Genomic DNA, 17,460 nt, shown 5'->3' with positions numbered 1-17,460 from the left:
ACTTAATTATGGGTTTTGTAGTGTATTGAGTTCTCCTTTAGCTTTTATTAATTTAATTTCTGCCTGTTTATAATCCAGCAATGCATTGGCATAATTCTGTTTTGCCTGTGTAAGTGCATTTTCGGTATCTAAAACTTCGGTAAGCGGTGCAAGACCGTACTGATAGTTTGCCTGCGTATCTTTCTGAACTTTTTCTGCAAGCGTTACATTATTTTTCATGCTCTCGATATTGATGAGTGCATTTTCTATATTGGTAACCGCATTTTTATAATCCAGATTAAGACTTTGCTTAGTATTTTGAATATCCTGATCCAAATCCTGAATATCTATTTCAGTCTGCTGAATTTTAGATTTTGTAGCTCCACCTGTAAATATTGGAATATTGATATTTAAACCTATTGCAGAATAATCGCTCCACAAAACACCATTGTTAAAGCCGTTGGTAAGAGGAAATTTAGAACCCATTCCTGCCCATCCGTAATTTGCCTGCAATGCTACAGTAGGATAAAGATATGCTTCGGTTGCTTTTTTATTGAAAACCAAAAGTTCTCTGTTTTTATTCAAAACTTTAAGTTCTGTTCTATTATCTAGATTTACAGCACTTTCTAAAAGTTGTGGTTTTGGTTCAATAGATTTTTCTTCAACTTCAATTGCAGTATCTATAGGTATTCCCATGTAAAACTTCAATGCATTTTTCGAAAGTTCAACTGCATTAATTAACTGCTGTCTGCTGGAACCTATATTGGTAAGCTGTACGTTGTTTCTATCTAAATCTATCGCTTTTGCCAAGCCATTATCAACAAGACTTTTAATAACGTTTCTTACTTTTTCTGTATTGGCATAGCTTGCCTTAATGGTTTTCAGATTTTCTTCCTGTACAAAAACCTGATAATAAGCAGTTGCTACATTTTCGATGAGCTGTTCGTTGGTAAGCTGAGCATTTAAAATATAAAATTCTCTTGTAGATTTGGCAGCTTTAAGACCTGTGAAAACTCTTTGGTCGAAAATATTCTGATGAAGCTGAACTGCAGCCTGCGAAACCCAAGGCTGTCCCAATTGAGCTCTCATTCTTTGTCCGCTAAATTCAAGAAGCGATTCCTGAATTATTGGGTTATAAGTTAAACCCGCAGTCGCACTAATTTGTGGTAACGCTCCGGCTCTAGCTTCATTAATTTTGTACTCAGCCTTTTTTACCTGCAGTGCAGCTTTTTTAGCTTCAGCTTTATTTTCAAGAGCCTGTTTTATGGCTTCCTGCAAAGAAATCTGCTGTTGTGCAAATAAAGAAGAAGAGGTAAACAACATAAATGCAGCAGCAACTCCTATTTTGAGTTTTTTAGCAGTTATACGTTTTCTGTTCATAATTTATATTTCGTTTATTATTTAATGTTATTGTTAAAAGACGGTGTAAACCAGCATTTACTTTAAAAATTATTTTTTAAAAAGCATGTTGATAATTATTTCCCGACGTTCAGATATTATTTTATTGAATTCGTCTTCGTTAATCATCAGATTCTCCATCAGTAAAGGTCTTACCACACTTGGGAAAACCAAAAGAGAAATCATGTTGATAATAAACTGAATAGGTGACATTTTCTCAATATTCCCTTTATCCATTTCTAATTCAATATCGTTGTATAGCTTTTTAAGATCTTCTTCCTCAATATCTTTCTGATGGCAAGTTCCCTTGTTGAGCTGCGAAACAATGTACGTTTCCAAGTAAGGATATTTTAAGCTTGCAGACAGACTACTTTCTATAAACTGGCTTATTTTCTGTTTAAAAGGAAGATCAGAATTCATAATAATTTCCGATTTTTCTATATCCACACGTTCTGCTTCATCAAAAACTATCTGAATAAGATTATCTCTGGATCTGAAATAATAATTAATCAGCGTTCTGTTAACCCCCGCTTCATCGGCAATCTCCTGAGTTGTTGCATTAAATTTTCCCTGTACAAAAAATAAATTCTTCGCAGTTTCTTTAATCAATTCCTGAGTTTGTTCCTTTTTAGTAAGATTTGACATTTTTGTTAAACAAATTTGTGCAAATTTATATCAAACAAATGTTTTGACAAAATTGTTAAACAAAATAATTAAAATTAAAACTATGATATGCATCATATTTTTAATTGATATTGAATCGAAACTTGAAAAATTAACGCAAAAAAAACGGACAAATTTTGTCCGTTTATAATAATCTTATTTTATCTTCGAGTATATCGATAATTTTATCTTTGTAAAGTCCGCCAATGGCTTTTTTAAAATTCTTTTTACTCATCTGAACTTCATCTTTAATTTCTTCCGGCGAAGATTTGTCGGACAAATGAAGCAACCCAAAATTTTCTTCAAGCTTATCTAAAATTTTCTGTTTAAATTCATCAATATTTTCAAAACCTTCAGGCTGCAACGACACATCTATTTTGCCATCTTCCCGAATCGTTTTAATATATCCCGATTCCTCAGAAAGTGGATAAATCTTTTTAAACACATCCGAACTGTAAATTAGTCCTATATATTTTTTGTTAATCACCACATTCCATCCCAGTTCACTTTCATTCATCATAATTAAATCTACTTTGTCTCCTTTTTGGAATGGCAGATTTTCATACTGAGGATTTCTCTTGAATTTTGTCGTACCGGTAATAAGCTCCAAATCTTCATCTACATAAAGGTAAACCAAATATCTTTTTCCTTCAATAATTTTGGTTTTTTGCTGTTTGTAAGGAATAAAAAGGTCTTTAATAATTCCCCAATCCATAAAAGCACCGCTTGGAAGACTTTGCACACAATTCATCACCGCATACTCTCCTACTTCTGCTAAAGGAATCTCGGTGGTTGCTTTCAGTTTATTGTCGTCCTGAAAAATAAAAACTTCAATCTCCTCTCCGATTTCTTTTTCTTCATCAATAAAAATTTTAGACAGAAAAGCCTTTTCTCCTGTAGCATCTTCCAAGATCCATCCTGAATTGTTTTTTTCTGAAATTTTTAAAGTCTGAGTTTTTCCGGGTTGCATTGATGATTGATTTAGTTGGCAAAGGTAAGAAAATTAGTTGGAGCAGATGAATTAGAGAAAAATTCGGAATTGATTAAAAAAAAATTATTTGTATTGTTGTAAATCATTGATGAGATCCAAAGATTCTTGAACGTAATCCAGATTTTCTTCTCCTTCTTCATTTCCTGTTTTTTTATATAATTTGGAATTCATAAAATAGAATCTTTTCTCCGACACCAATTTAGGGTTAATTACCTCCGCATTTTCTCCTCTTGTTAAATATCTTTTTTCATAAACAAAAATTAGTTGATTTTTTTCTGAGAAAAAAAATTGGGTAACAACATTCCAGACAGATAAACCCACAAAATATTCCATCTTTCTAAGTTTTCCATTTTTGTAGAAGCCTTTAAGTTCAATTCCGTTGTCGGTTACCACAGATTTATTTAAATAATAGGAATAAGGAACTGTTTTAATCTTAAAATCTTTAGTTTTATTAATAGATTGTACCGTATTTTTAATTTCATTCATACTTTGTCCGAAAGTAAATCCAGAAACAGAAATAAGTAAAAACAGAAGTAAATTTTTCATTGAATTTTAAAATAAATTGCAAAAAAAGAGAGACCAAAGCCTCTCTTCGTAATATTATAAAATCTTATTGAAATTACATGTGAATTGCTCTTTTCCCTGTAGCATCCAAAGCAGCTTCTTTTACAGCTTCTGCATACGTTGGGTGAGCATGAGAACTTCTTGCGATGTCTTCTGCACTTGCACGGAATTCCATTGCTATTACACCTTCTGCAACCAAATCTGCTGCTCTTGCTCCAATCATGTGGAAACCAAGAACTTCATCGGTTTTTTCGTCTGCAATAATTTTCACCAAACCGTCTATATCACCACTTGCACGGCTTCTTCCTAATGCTCTCATTGGGAAAGTTCCTACTTTGTAAGCAACACCTTCTTCTTTCAATTGCTCTTCAGTTTTACCTACTCCGGCAACTTCAGGCCATGTATAAACAACACCAGGAATTAAATTATAATTAATGTGAGGCTTTTGTCCTGCTAAAGTTTCAGCAACAAAAACGCCTTCCTCTTCTGCTTTGTGAGCTAACATTGCCCCTTTTATTACATCTCCGATAGCGTAAATATTGGCAACATTAGTCTGTAAATGATCATTGGTTTTAATTCTACCTCTTTCATCCAGCTCAACACCTGCTTTTTCTAAACCTAAACCTTCTGTATAAGGTCTTCTACCTACAGAAACTAAACAGTAATCTCCTTCAACAGTTACCTCTTCACCTTTTTTATCTTTAGCAGTAATTTTAACAGTATCTCCGTTTCTTTCTACTGCAGAAACCGCTGTAGAAAGCATAAATTTCATTCCCTGCTTTTTAAGAACTTTAGTTAATTCTTTACTTAAAGCTCCATCCATTGTAGGGATGATTTTATCCATAAATTCTACTACAGTAACCTGAGAACCTAGTCTTAAATAAACAGACCCCAATTCCAGACCGATTACTCCACCTCCGATTACGACCAAATGCTTAGGAATTTCTTTTAAATTCAAAGCTTCTGTAGAAGTAATCACTCTTTCTTTATCTAAAGTAATGAAAGGCAAAGATGAAGGTTTAGAACCTGTTGCAATAATGGTATATTTAGATTCGATGGTTTCGGATGAACCGTCGTTTTTAGTTATTTTAATCTGAGTGGCAGATTCGAAACTTCCCAAACCTTCAAAAACAGTAATTTTGTTTTTATCCATCAAAAAGTTGATTCCTTTTGTAGTCTGGTCTACCACTTCATTTTTTCTGGCAACCATTCTCGCAAGATCTGCTTTCGGCTCGTTGATGATAATCCCGTGGTTTTCGAAATTATGCTTAGCGTTTTCAAAATGCTCAGAACTGTCTAAAAGTGCTTTTGACGGAATACATCCTACGTTAAGACAAGTTCCTCCCAAAGTTGAATATTTTTCGATAATTGCAGTTTTGAAACCCAATTGTGCTGCACGAATAGCAGCTACATAACCTCCAGGACCAGAACCGATTACGGTAACATCGAATTGACTCATTTTATATTTTAATTTATTTATTATCTGATGATTAATTCTTACAAATTTACTGATTTATTACCAAGTGAGAAAGTGAATTTAATCAAGTTTTTTCAAAACTGAATGAGAGTTGATTAAATTTAAAAAACCGATTAAAAATCCAAAGCCAGTTTACCTTCTCCAAAAGTTTCTTTATTTCCAAAAAAATTTCCACCACAAACATACCATGGAAGATTTTCTAAGTATTCTGCTGCATTTTCAGGTTTCATTTCTGCAACTTCTTTTTTGGCGATAATTCCTTTAAACCATCTGTTTAATTCTGGAGATTTTTCTGATTCTACGAGATATTTAAGCCAGATTCTTTGGCAAAGTCTGCATTGAATGATGCTTACTTCAGCATTTCTACTTTCTGTAAAATCTGTTCCGACCATTGAAGTTCTGTATTCAGATTCTGTTAAATCATGCTTTTCACAAGCACACCCTAATTTCGGGAGTTTTTTCATGAGAATAAAAAATTTGTCCGCAAATTTAGAAATATTATCGGTTTATGTTTATTTTACAATATCCATTAAAACCTTTTCGTAGCGGTTAAGAATAATATCTTTGGAAAATTTAGATTGTATACAGTTTTTAATAGCGTCTTCATCATGTTCTCTGTGTAAAATCTGAAGAATCATTTGCGAAAACTCTTCATGGTTTTCAATATCTGAAATTTCTCCATTTATTCCTTCCTGAATAATTTCAGTAATTCCACCAGGACAGTTGTTGGCTAAAGCATACGTTCCACACGCACCCGCTTCTAGCAAAACATTGGGAAAACCTTCGTAGCGGGAAGAAAGTATAAAAAGATCTGCAAACTTCAAAAATTCATACGGATTCCCCTGCCTTCCGTGGAAAATTACGTTTTTCAATCCCAAAAATTCTTTCATCTGATGAAGAATTTCTTTATCTCTCCCATCTCCCAAAATATGAAGAAGAACATTCTCATTTTTCAGTCTTGAAAAAACTTTCAACAGATTATCAAACCCTTTTCTGGCTGATAAATTGCCAATTGCAACCACATTTTTAAAATTATATTTAAAGCTTTCGGGTTTTGAAGAAATATTCAGTTTAGAATTGATAAAATCGAAATCTACAGGATTATTAATTTTAATAATTTTAGATTCTCTTACACTAAAATTCCCGATAAGATCCTGTCTCATATCATCACTTTGAGCAATGATCTGATGGTAATTATTGTAAAATTTATAAAAAAACCTTATCTCTTTTCTGGTAACGTGTTCAGAAACAACATTGGTTTCTCTCGCGATAAATTTTGTACTTGGAAAAAGCTTTATGAATAACGATAAATAAGCATTAACTTCCCCGAATCCTGAAAAAACTATCTGTGGTTTTCTTTTGTATATTTCTTTAAGAATAGGCTTCAGAGAATGACGTATTCTTTCGGTATCTATATCTATAATTTCAACATCTTCTTTTACTAAATTCAGATAGCCGCCTTCTTTCCGAAGAAGGAGAATTTTAGGATCGAAAAGATCTCTTGACAAATGATTGGCAATGGTGGTGACAATTCTTTCTGCACCTCCGGTTTCCAAATCTGGCAAAATAAATATGATGGAAATCTTCTTTTTCATAATAAAAAACCTTACCCAACACGGGATAAGGCTGTATTCTAGTTGGCTACGTCGCTAATAAACTTAATTCTGAGCATTCTTACTTCTTCATCCGAAAGTTCGTCTCCAAATTCATCTAACAAAACTTTCATACTGTCGCTTTCAGATTCCCGCATAAATTCCATGAAATCGTCTACGATATCTTCATCAAAATTATCTTCAATATAATAATCAATATTCAATTTAGTACCTTGATATACAATACGTTCCATTTCTTTCAAAAGTTCGCTTATGGAAAGATTTTTGGCTCTTGCAATATCTTCCAGATCAATTTTTTTATCCGTATTCTGAATAATAAAAACTTTATGGCTAGATTTATTCGCAACCTGCTTCAGAACCATGTCCTGAGTACGTTCTATATTGTTATCTTCAACATATTTTGCAATAAAATCGGCAAATTCTTTACCGTATTTTTTAGCTTTACCCTCACCTACGCCGTATATTTTTGCGATTTCTTCTACTGTAACGGGATACTGAACCGTCATATCTTCCAAGCTCGGATCCATAAACACCGTGTAAGGCGGAATTTCGTGCTTTTTGGCAATTTTCTTTCTTAAATCTTTCAGAAGTGCAAAAAGATTTTGGTCTAAACCTCCACCAGACTGCATCTGAACCTGATCGCTTTCTGCTTTTGTCTGAGATAAATCGAACTCCCTATCTTCTGCAATTTGAAAAGGTTCTTTAAAATTACCATTCAGAACCTGTTTTCCTTTTTCGGAAATTTTTAGCACACCGTAGGTTTCTATATCTTTATTTAAAAAATTCTGAACAGTTGCCTGTCTTAAAATTGTTTTCCAATAATTATCTTTCTCATTTTTCCCGAAACCAAAGAATGAACTCTGCTCTAATTTATACGACTTTGTAACAGCATTTTCTTTACCAACAATAACAGAAATTAAATCTTTGGATTTGAATTTTTCTTTTGTATCATCTATAAGTTCAAGAACCCGTTTTAAATCTCCGGTAGCATCTTTCAATTTTGGAGGATTGGAAGAATTATCGCACATATTGGCTCCATCACCATGCACAGGATCAAACTGTTCACCAAAATAATATAAAATATATTGTCTTCTGCTCATGGAAGTTTCGGCATAACCCACTACTTCGTTAAGAAGCTGCAAACCGATTTCTCTTTCGGAAACAGGTTTTTGAGCAAGAAATTTTTCCAGTTTTTCAATATCTTTAGGATCATAGAAAGCCAAACAGTAACCTTCTCCGCCATCTCGACCTGCACGACCCGTTTCCTGATAATAACTCTCCAAAGATTTTGGAAAATCGTAATGAATTACAAAACGTACATCCGGCTTATCTATCCCCATTCCGAATGCTATGGTTGCAACAATAACATCGGCTTCTTCCATAAGGAACTTGTCCTGATTGGCAACCCTTACTTTTTGGTCCAGACCCGCATGATAAGGGAGTGCATTAATACCGTTTACCTGCAGAAGCTGTGCAAACTCTTCCACTTTTCTTCTGCTGAGACAATAAACAATCCCCGATTTTCCTTTATTTTTATTGATGAATTTTACAATTTCTTTATCAATATTTACTTTCGGTTTTACTTCATAAAACAAATTGGGTCTGTTGAAGCTTTCTTTAAAAACCATTGCATTGGTCATCCCCAGAGTTTTCTGAATATCATCCTGAACTTTAGGAGTTGCCGTTGCGGTTAAAGCAATAACAGGCACATCGGCTATTTTATCAATAATAGATTTTAAATTTCGGTATTCCGGGCGGAAATCGTGTCCCCATTCTGAAATACAGTGTGCTTCGTCTATGGCAAAAAAAGATATTTTTACATCTTTTAAAAAATCCACATAATCTTCTTTAATTAAAGATTCCGGAGCTACATATAAAAGTTTGGTTTTTCCAGATTTAATATCATCAAAAACCTGCTTGGTCTGAGTTTTGTTGAGAGAAGAGTTAAGAACATGCGCAACGCCGTTTTCTGAAGACAATCCGTTAACTGCATCCACCTGATTTTTCATCAGGGCAATTAATGGGGAAACAACAATCGCTGTACCTTCCGATATAAGAGCCGGAAGTTGGTAACAAAGCGATTTTCCTCCACCAGTAGGCATTAGCACAAAAATATCTTTCCCTTCCTGAAGATTACTGATGATTTCTTCCTGCTGCCCTTTGAAGGTTGAAAACCCAAAGTATTTTTTCAATTCGCCCGATAAATTGGCTTTTTTTGCACTCATCTAATTTTGTATTGCTAAATTTGCATCTAATTCAAAGTTATAAAAATTTTAGTTAAAACAAAAGCAATAGAATTTTTAAGACCTTTATTTATATATTTTACAAATTAAGAACTTTGATATTCTATACATTAATTTTCAATGAAAAATGGAAAGAGACAAGATCATTTCAATTGCAACAAGTACACTTTCGATAGAAATTTCAGAACTGGAAAAACTTAAACAGAGAATAGGTGACGAATTTGTAAAAGCCGTAGAAATTATTCATTCAGCAAAAGGAAAATTAATTGTAGTAGGCATCGGAAAATCTGCCCATGTGGGAAATAAAATTGTTGCTACGCTCAATTCCACCGGAACTCCTGCACAGTTTTTACACGCTTCGGAAGCAATACACGGAGATTTAGGCGTTATCCAAAAACAGGATGTCGTTCTATGTATTTCCAATTCCGGAAATTCTCCTGAAATCGTTAACCTTGTAACCTATCTTAAAGATTATTCTTCCGCTTTAATAGGAATGACGGGTAACAGAAAAAGCAAATTGGCAGAATTCTCTGACGTAATATTAGATACGCACGTAGATGTTGAAGCCTGTCCTATACAATTGGCACCAACAAGTTCTACCACAAACCAAATGGCTTTGGGAGATGCATTGGCAATCTGTCTGATGGAATGGAATCATTTTAAAGAAAATGATTTTGCAAAATTTCATCCGGGTGGCAGTTTGGGTAAAAATTTAACCGCCAGAGTGGAACAGTTTGTTTCTTCGCAAAAACCTCAGGTAAGCCAGGAATCTTCTATAAAAGAGGTAATTATTTCCATTAGTGCTTCAAGCCACGGAATTACAGTGGTTACCGACCACGAGAAAATTATTGGAGTTATTACCGATGGAGATTTACGAAGAATGCTTCTAAATGGAGATGATATTTCTAAAGTTTTGGCAAAAGACATTATGTCTGTAAATCCTAAAACAATCGAAAAAGATGCTTTGGCAAAAGATGCTATGAAAATCCTAAAAAACAACAATATAGGACAACTCATTGTTACTGAAAACAGCAAGTATTTTGGGATTATCGATTTGCATAAACTGTTGGATGAAGGAATTAATTAAATGTTAACTGCTTTCTTAAAAATCTCAGAAAACATATCAGAATTTGTAGAGATAAAGGATTAAACTTCTTTTACTGAAACTTTTTCCTAAATTTGAATCTTTAAAAAATTACCCGTGAGTGAAGAAAAAGAAATGTCTTTTTTTGGACATATTGGCGAACTGAGAGGGCATCTTATCCGAGCTATCATTGCAATAGTAATTGCTGCATTTGTAGTAGGTTTTAATATTAACTGGATTATGGACCACATTTTTTTTGGTCCTACAAGAAACGATTTTCCTACTTTCAAGCTTGTAAACGATTTTTCAAGATGGATTCTTGGGAGCGACAGCATTACTTTACCCGAAGAATTTCCTGTGCGTGTGCAAAGGTTATATCAGCAGTTTAATGTAATGATGGCGGTTTCTATTTTTGGAGGTTTGGTTATTGCATTTCCTTATATTGTTTGGGAACTTTGGAGATTTATAAGTCCGGCACTGCATCCCAACGAAAGAAAAAACTCAATCTTTATTATTAATGCCGTTTGGATTCTTTTCATGACCGGAGTTTTATGCGGATACTTCCTTATTTTGCCTTTTGCCGTAAATTTTGGGGTGATTTTTAAAATATCGGATATTATCATTCCCCTATATGATTTAAGCGATTATACTACTCTTTTTTTACAGGTGGTTTTAGGTATGGGAGTTGTTTTTCTGTTTCCTATCGTTATTTATTTTCTTACCAGCATAGGAATTCTTACTCCAAAATTCATGAAAACATACAGAAGACATGCAATTGTACTCATTATGATTGTTGCAGCAATTATTACTCCTGCAGATGTTTTAAGTATGATTATGGCAGCGTTGCCACTATTGTTTTTATATGAATTCAGTATTATTATGTGTTCTTACACCTATAAAAAAACGCTTAAACGAGAAATGGGTTTAGAAAAAACGAAATAAGCTAAAATTTACAAAGACACTTATTTTTAATTATCATTCATTACAGATATTCAAAAATATTTATATGATATCACTCCGTTACACTTCATTGTTGTAACGGATTTTTTTAGTTTAAATCTTATCTTTAAAATGCCTAAAGTCATCCTAAAATACAGGATTCATTAAATTTCAGAATTTGTTGAATAATATTCTTTATTTTTGAATATCATTTATACAATTTAAGATGAAAATAATTTCGTTGGCACTTTTATTCTGTTCAACTTTACATTTTGGGCAACTTTTCAATCATGATAAAACGTTCACAAAACAGGATACTTTAAAAGGATCTAACACAGAATACAGAAATTTTTGGGATGTAAAAAGGTACGATCTGTCTATTGAGCCTGAATTTGAAAAGAAAAGCATTTCAGGAACTAATAAAATCAGTTTTAAAATTACCAAAGATATTTCCAACCCTATATTTCAGATAGACTTGCAGCAACCCTTAGTTGTTCATGCAGTACAATGCAGTTTTCCGACTTCTAAAGCTTTTAAAAGAGAGGGCGATTTTATTTTTATTTCTTCTAACAAAGATTTCAAAAAAGGAGAAAGATTCTCAATTGAAATTTCTTATTCCGGAGAGCCTATTATTGCTAAAAATGCACCTTGGGACGGCGGATGGATTTTCACCAAAGATGAAAAAGGAAATCCTTGGATGAGTGTTGCAGACGAAGGAATTGGTGCTTCTGTCTGGCTTCCTGTAAAAGATATTTGGAGCGATGAGCCAGATGAAGGAATGACCATGAATATCATTACCAAAATGGGATTGGTTGGCGTCGGTAACGGAAGACTGATAGACAAAAAAGTAGCAATTGGAAATTCTATTGGTGATAACAGAACGGTCTGGACTTGGGAGGTAAAAAACACCATTAATCCTTATTCTATTATCCCGAGTATCGGAAAATATGTGAATTTTAAAGATACTTATGACGGCGAAAAAGGAAAGCTGGATTTAGATTATTGGGTAATTGACTATAATTTAGAAAAAGCAAAAAAACAGTTTCAGCAGGTAAAACCTATGTTGAAATCTTTCGAATATTGGTTCGGTCCGTATCCTTTTTATGAAGATTCTTACAAGTTGGTAGAAACGCCGTATTTAGGGATGGAACACCAAAGCAATATTGCTTACGGAAATGGTTACTCAAACGGTTATTTAGGAACAGATCTTTCCGGAACCGGAGTGGGGCTAAATTGGGATTACATTATTATTCATGAAAGCGGACACGAATGGTTTGCCAATAATATTACGGCAACCGACAAAGCGGATATGTGGATTCATGAAGCTTTTACCATGTATTCTGAAGTTTTGTTTACTGAAAGTTTTATGGATAAAAAGTCTGCTGATATTTATGCCCAAGGACTTCAAAAAAATATAGAAAACGACATTCCGCTTATTGGGAAATATGGTGTAAATAATGAAGGAAGCAGCGATATTTACAATAAAGGAGCAAGTTTAATCCACACCATAAGACAGGTCATTAACAATGATGAAAAGTTTAGACAAATCCTTAGAGGATTAAACAAAGATTTCTACCATAAAAATGTTACTACACAACAGGTTGAACAATATATTTCTGAAAAATCGGGTATAGATTTTTCTACGGTATTCAATCAATATCTAAGAACTACAAACGTTCCGGTTTTGGAATATGTACAAACAGGTAATAAACTGAAATTCCGTTATACGAATACAGTAAAAGGTTTAAAGCTTCCCATTAGAATTGATAATCAAACAATTAACCCGACAGAAGATTGGCAGACTGTAAAGCTTTCCAACTCAAATCCGGTAGAATTCAACAGAAATTATTATATTAAATATAAAACGGCTAATTAAGAGCCTCTTAAAACTATACTTACTTAGTAAAAATTAAAAAGTCGGAAGAAAAATCCTTCCGACTTCCACAGGAAAATCCCTGTACTTTACTACTTCAAAATTATTTATATAAATCGGGTTCTATAAAATTATTATTCTTTTTAAAACTCTCTCTTAGGTTTTTTTCGATTTCCCTAAAAACTTGGTTTGGATCTGAAATCTCTCTACCATCTGCAGATTTGGATTTAAAAACAACCTTATTATTACCATCCGAATTCTTCATCATCATTTCCCGCATATTTTTAGTAGGATCGTTTACATAGTTTTTCCATACTTTTTTAAATTGCTTTTCATTGGTTTCGATTTCTTTACCACCCATCCCGAACAATTGAATCCCTGCCGGAAGCTCCTGCTCCTGAGTTTTTACGGTTTGAAAAGTTTTATTACCCACCAAAGTCATCGAGTGAGAACCTGTTTTATCTTCAATTTTCACAATTAAACCGGGAAGACCGTAAAATTTATAAGGTCCGTCCTGAAAAGGGATGTCTGTAGAAAACCAAGCAACCCATTCTCTTCCGCCAAAATTGGTAGTTGCTTTTTGAGCATTATATTCTCCTATTTTCTGCTTATCCTGCAATATTTTCCATTCTGGTTTCTGGTCTTCTTCAACTTTGTAGGTATCTGAAGAAACTTTTAAGAAAATAAACGTTTTAAAATCCGGATACTGCTTTGTTACTTTATACCCTACTACGCCACCTTTTTCGGTTCTTTTAATGGTGAAATTTCCGGAAGAAACTTTCAGTTGCTTTTCCAGATCCGCTTTTGCGGTAGAATCTGAAATATATTTGTCTTGACTGTAATAACTGGACCCGTTTTTATCAATATCCAAAAGCATCATTTCTTTTTTTACATCCGCTTTATTGGTAGAATCCGGGATAAATTTATACTCGTAAAAAAAAACGATTTTGTGCAAAGCTGAAAAAACCGCTTATTATCATTAAAAAGGCAATAATTTTTCTCATTATTGGGTTTTGTTTAGTTCAATTCGATTAGTTTTTTCATTTAGAATAAAATGACACTGTATTTTGAAACCTATTTTTTCTTCAATTTAATATGAATCTCTCCTGCTTGCTTTCCATCAACCTTTGTTTTATTAACATTCATAGATTCTATATCTTTAGGATTAATATTCTGCATTTCTTCTTTTGATATAGGATTTCCATCGACAAAATATTTAATATTTTCATCAGAATTAGCCTTAATCATCTCTGCAGCAGTAGTTTTGAAAACCGTGCCACGAGAAAGAATGGTAGCATTTGGGGGAATTGGAGGATTTGGAGCTTCTGTATATTTCGTTGTTGCAGTATATTTTACTTTAGGATCGTATGCATTCACAGAAATCATCCATGGATTTCCCTGCAAATCTTTTTGTTGCTTTTTAATATCGCGTAACTTTTCTTCAACTTTAGCTCGCTCTTTTGCAAGTTTTTCTAGTTTTCGAAGTTCTTTTTTAGAAAGGGTTTTGTTTACCGAAGGCTGTACATCGCCGTAAAAACTAATTCCATTTAGAGCATATTGATTAGCAATTTTCCCCAAATCATTATAATTCTCAGGGATGTTTTTCCATTTGCTATTTAGTATATTAAATTTTTCTCTGAATTCAGGAGAGTTTAATTTATCTTTTAGAGCCTTCATTTTTTCTTGGCTTAGACCTAAATCTTTAAATTCTTTAGAGTCAAAGATTTTATCCAAACCTGAATCATCTCCATTGATGACGATGCTATAATTATCTCCATCCGGGAAAACTCTATTAATCTTTAAATCATTAATAGACGAATCTGCACCTAATTGACTTCTTAATTTTTCTCGCGTTTTCATTAGCATATCAAAATCATTTTTGAACTGCTTATCTTTATCAACAAGTTTATCCATTTCTTTGGAAAGCCCTTTTAGTTCCTTCGCTTTCAATTCAAAATCGTAGCTTTTTTCACCTTTTTCTTTAGCAATTTTCTGAAGTTCAGCAGTCTTAACTTTAGATTGTTCGCTAAGTGTTTTTAGCTTATCCGATTTTTGTTTTAATTCGTCATTGGTCTTAGAAATTTTTTCTTGCTGCAATTGCACGATTTCATTGACCTCATTTTTTGGAGATAAAGTATCTTTTTTTATTTCCTCAACGGCTTTATCAATTTCTTTATTTGCTTGTTGAATCTCTTTGTTTTTTGCATTTACCATATAAGCAAAAGCAACAGTAAAAAGTACAGGTAGGGCAAATACTCTTCGCGCATAACCGAATTTTGTTTTGGGTTTTTGTAACATTTTAAGTCTTTTTTTAAGGTTTGAACTAAGAAACGGACTTGTAGCAGGCAACTGTGTTCCGGAAAAGTGGCTTGCTAAAAGCATCTGCGCAAATGCTTTGGTATCCGATTGTTTAACGGCTTTTTTATCAGCCAGATATTCGTGTATAAGATTGATTTCTTTTTTAATGATGTGGAAGAAAGGGTTAAACCAAAAAACTGAAGTTAAAATTTCCACAATAATTTTGTCGACAGAATGTTTCTGTTCAATATGAACCATTTCGTGCTTCAGAATCTGCTTTCCTACTTCAGAGTTCAGCGTAATGGTGTTTTTCCAAAAAAGATTTTTGAAATAAGAAAATGGTGCTTCCGAGAGATTGGTCTGATAGAAATTAACTCCTTCAAAACTTTCTTTCTGAAACTGTGTTTTCAGTTGTTGTATTCTGAAAATTCCGTAAAGAAATTTCCCTAAAAAATAGAGAGAAACCACTCCCAGAGCTGAAAAAATAATTTTAAGATAAGTGTAGTCATTGTTTATAGTATTTTCTTGGTTAATATTCTGAAACTGACTGAGTAATAAAAACAGATTCTTACTTACTTCAATGGTAAAATCTTCTACTTTTATTAAAGGCAGCAAAATGGAGATTCCCATAGCCGAAAGAAGATAAAACCTGTTGTAATGATGAAACGTCTTGTCTTTTAAAGACAACTGATAATAGAGAAACATTACACCGGAGCATAAAATTACTTTACCTAAATAAAAAAATACAGCTTCCATCATTAATCTTTATTTTTTAGTTCGTTAAGCAGCATCTCCAGATCTTCTACGCTCATTTCATTTTCTTCTACCAAGAAAGACACGGCACTTTTGTAAGATCCTTTGAAATAATTTTTCACAAGATTTTTCATGGTTTTACCAGAATATTGTTCCTTCGTTATTAAAGGGTAATACTGATGCTGTCGCCCAAAAACTTCATAATCAACAAAATCTTTTTCCTTCAAAACTTTAAGAATCGTAGAAACCGTATTAGTATGAGGTTTTGGTTCCGGAAAAAGATCCAGTACATCTTTAAGGAAACCTTTCTGTAATTTCCATAAAAACTGCATTACCTGTTCTTCTGCTTTGGTTAAAGTGTGTATTTTCATAATTTCATTTCAATCTAAATGGTAGAAACATCTACTTTTTCATCATATAAAAAGCATTTAACTTTTTACTGTTTTAAACTACGATCTGCATTGGTACAGATTTTAGTTTTCCTACAATTATTTTCAAAATTCACTTTGAAAAACTATCACTAATGAATTAGTTATACAAATGTAGAAATTATTTCTAATCATACAACTATTTTTATAGTTATAAACTGTTAAATTATATAACATATTGAAAATTAAACATTTAAATTGAAAATAAATATCAAATCTAACTCATTACCAATCTCAAGTTATCAGTAAAAGTTAAATAAATGGAGAAAATTCCTAAAAATTGTTAAATTATATTAAATAAAATCGAAATGAATAGGCATAAAATGAGAAAATATATTTATTTTAGTGCTTTAAAAATTACTCATGAAAAGATATACGTTATTTTCTGTATTATTGTTATTAATATTTAATGTTGCAGCCGCACAGTCTTCATCTGTTTTTGGAGCAGTTTCGGAAGCAAAATCTAAAATTGAAAACACTGTTCCTGTTGTTTTAGAACATCTTAAAAAAATAAGCGAAGCACAAGGCGACAATTCTATTTATACCAATGGAAAACAAGCTCTGAAAAAAGAATATGAAACCTTATCTTCAGAATTTGATCTTTACAAAGGCAATATGGCAAGCTGTATTGTAAACAAAAAAAACTCTACAAAATGTATGAACTATCATACATTATACTTTAGAAATACTTTGGGGAATTATAATAACTACATTAATTACATCACCAAAAAAAATGGTTACCTTGGAGTAGAAGATGAATCTGTAAAAAAAGATTTTAAACCAACAGAGATTGCTACAAAAGTAGATTCAGATTTCTTAGCAGCTTCTAAAGCCATGAAAAAACTTAAAAGCAACAGCAAATCTTCTTATTTTGAGCAGGTAAAATCTGATGATTTTAAATTGGCACCTTTCGACACGCTCGTTAAATAAAAGATACTTTATCTAAATATTAATCCGGCTTAATGCCGGATTTTTTTGTTTTTACCTAAGTTTGAGATAAGGATTTATAAAACGCAAAGCTAAACAATAGGTTAAATTTTTGATTTATATATATTTAAACCTGTTGTGCATTTAGGAATTAAAAAAAAAAAGATTGTCCATTTGATTAAAAAATCGTATATTTAATTGATTACCAAGTCATTAAATACATGAACAAT

15 protein-coding genes are annotated in these 17,460 nt (G+C 32.7%); 4 read left to right on the top strand and 11 right to left on the bottom strand.

The window, feature by feature from the left end; all coding sequences use genetic code 11:
* Nucleotides 1-6: 6 nt before the first annotated feature.
* The 8 genes from IV513_RS10115 to recQ all read right to left on the bottom strand — a co-directional run bounded on the left by IV513_RS10115 (nt 7) and on the right by recQ (nt 8,910).
* The gene (locus tag IV513_RS10115; protein WP_209390450.1) at nt 7-1,359 is read right to left on the bottom strand and encodes a TolC family protein; all 1,353 of its coding nucleotides are present in this window, start codon (nt 1,357-1,359) and stop codon (nt 7-9) included.
* Nucleotides 1,360-1,428: 69 nt separating this feature from the next.
* On the bottom strand, nt 1,429-2,022 hold the full coding sequence (locus IV513_RS10110) for a TetR/AcrR family transcriptional regulator (RefSeq protein WP_209390449.1): 594 nt from the start codon (nt 2,020-2,022) through the stop codon (nt 1,429-1,431).
* Nucleotides 2,023-2,185: 163 nt separating this feature from the next.
* Complete coding sequence (locus tag IV513_RS10105) at nt 2,186-3,010, bottom strand: S1 RNA-binding domain-containing protein (RefSeq protein ID WP_209390448.1); 825 nt, start codon at nt 3,008-3,010, stop codon at nt 2,186-2,188.
* An 84-nt stretch (nt 3,011-3,094) separates the two neighbouring features.
* Nucleotides 3,095-3,577 (bottom strand): hypothetical protein, encoded by a 483-nt coding sequence (locus tag IV513_RS10100; protein WP_209390447.1) that lies wholly within the window; start codon nt 3,575-3,577, stop codon nt 3,095-3,097.
* Between the two features lie 73 nt (nt 3,578-3,650).
* Entirely contained in the window at nt 3,651-5,054 is a 1,404-nt protein-coding gene (gene lpdA, locus IV513_RS10095) for a dihydrolipoyl dehydrogenase (protein ID WP_209390446.1), read from the bottom strand.
* Nucleotides 5,055-5,185: 131 nt separating this feature from the next.
* Complete coding sequence (locus tag IV513_RS10090) at nt 5,186-5,536, bottom strand: hypothetical protein (protein WP_209390445.1); 351 nt, start codon at nt 5,534-5,536, stop codon at nt 5,186-5,188.
* Between the two features lie 48 nt (nt 5,537-5,584).
* On the bottom strand, nt 5,585-6,667 hold the full coding sequence (locus tag IV513_RS10085; RefSeq protein WP_209390444.1) for a glycosyltransferase: 1,083 nt from the start codon (nt 6,665-6,667) through the stop codon (nt 5,585-5,587).
* 38 nt (nt 6,668-6,705) lie between these two features.
* Nucleotides 6,706-8,910 carry a DNA helicase RecQ gene (recQ, locus tag IV513_RS10080; protein WP_209390443.1) on the bottom strand — a complete coding sequence of 735 codons (2,205 nt, stop codon included), beginning with the start codon at nt 8,908-8,910 and terminating at the stop codon, nt 6,706-6,708.
* A gap of 145 nt (nt 8,911-9,055) precedes the next feature.
* On the opposite strand from recQ, the gene IV513_RS10075 reads away from it, so the two are divergent.
* From IV513_RS10075 to IV513_RS10065, 3 genes are all read left to right on the top strand, one after another.
* Nucleotides 9,056-10,015, top strand: a complete 960-nt coding sequence (locus IV513_RS10075) for an SIS domain-containing protein (protein ID WP_209390442.1) — start codon at nt 9,056-9,058, stop codon at nt 10,013-10,015.
* 114 nt (nt 10,016-10,129) lie between these two features.
* Nucleotides 10,130-10,954 (top strand): twin-arginine translocase subunit TatC, encoded by an 825-nt coding sequence (gene tatC, locus IV513_RS10070; protein WP_209390441.1) that lies wholly within the window; start codon nt 10,130-10,132, stop codon nt 10,952-10,954.
* 223 nt (nt 10,955-11,177) lie between these two features.
* Entirely contained in the window at nt 11,178-12,827 is a 1,650-nt protein-coding gene (locus IV513_RS10065; protein ID WP_209390440.1) for a M1 family metallopeptidase, read from the top strand.
* Nucleotides 12,828-12,927: 100 nt separating this feature from the next.
* On the opposite strand, the gene IV513_RS10060 is transcribed toward IV513_RS10065, so the two are convergent.
* From IV513_RS10060 to IV513_RS10050, 3 genes are all read right to left on the bottom strand, one after another.
* Nucleotides 12,928-13,779 carry a GLPGLI family protein gene (locus IV513_RS10060; RefSeq protein WP_245168919.1) on the bottom strand — a complete coding sequence of 284 codons (852 nt, stop codon included), beginning with the start codon at nt 13,777-13,779 and terminating at the stop codon, nt 12,928-12,930.
* A 119-nt stretch (nt 13,780-13,898) separates the two neighbouring features.
* Nucleotides 13,899-15,881: a M56 family metallopeptidase gene (locus IV513_RS10055; RefSeq protein ID WP_245168918.1), complete on the bottom strand. Its 1,983-nt coding sequence runs from the start codon at nt 15,879-15,881 to the stop codon at nt 13,899-13,901.
* Nucleotides 15,881-16,246: a BlaI/MecI/CopY family transcriptional regulator gene (locus IV513_RS10050; RefSeq protein ID WP_209390439.1), complete on the bottom strand. Its 366-nt coding sequence runs from the start codon at nt 16,244-16,246 to the stop codon at nt 15,881-15,883. Before IV513_RS10050 ends, IV513_RS10055 begins: the two co-directional genes overlap by 1 nt.
* 420 nt (nt 16,247-16,666) lie before the next feature.
* Between IV513_RS10050 and IV513_RS10045 the strand changes: the two genes are divergently transcribed.
* The gene (locus IV513_RS10045) at nt 16,667-17,233 is read left to right on the top strand and encodes a hypothetical protein (RefSeq protein WP_209390438.1); all 567 of its coding nucleotides are present in this window, start codon (nt 16,667-16,669) and stop codon (nt 17,231-17,233) included.
* The last annotated feature ends 227 nt before the right edge of the window (nt 17,234-17,460 follow it).

It is taken from the genome of Chryseobacterium sp. RR2-3-20, assembly GCF_017808115.1.
In the GTDB taxonomy this organism is placed as follows: Bacteria; Bacteroidota; Bacteroidia; order Flavobacteriales; family Weeksellaceae; genus Chryseobacterium; species Chryseobacterium oryzae.
This window is presented reverse-complemented; position numbering and strand designations above follow the sequence as displayed.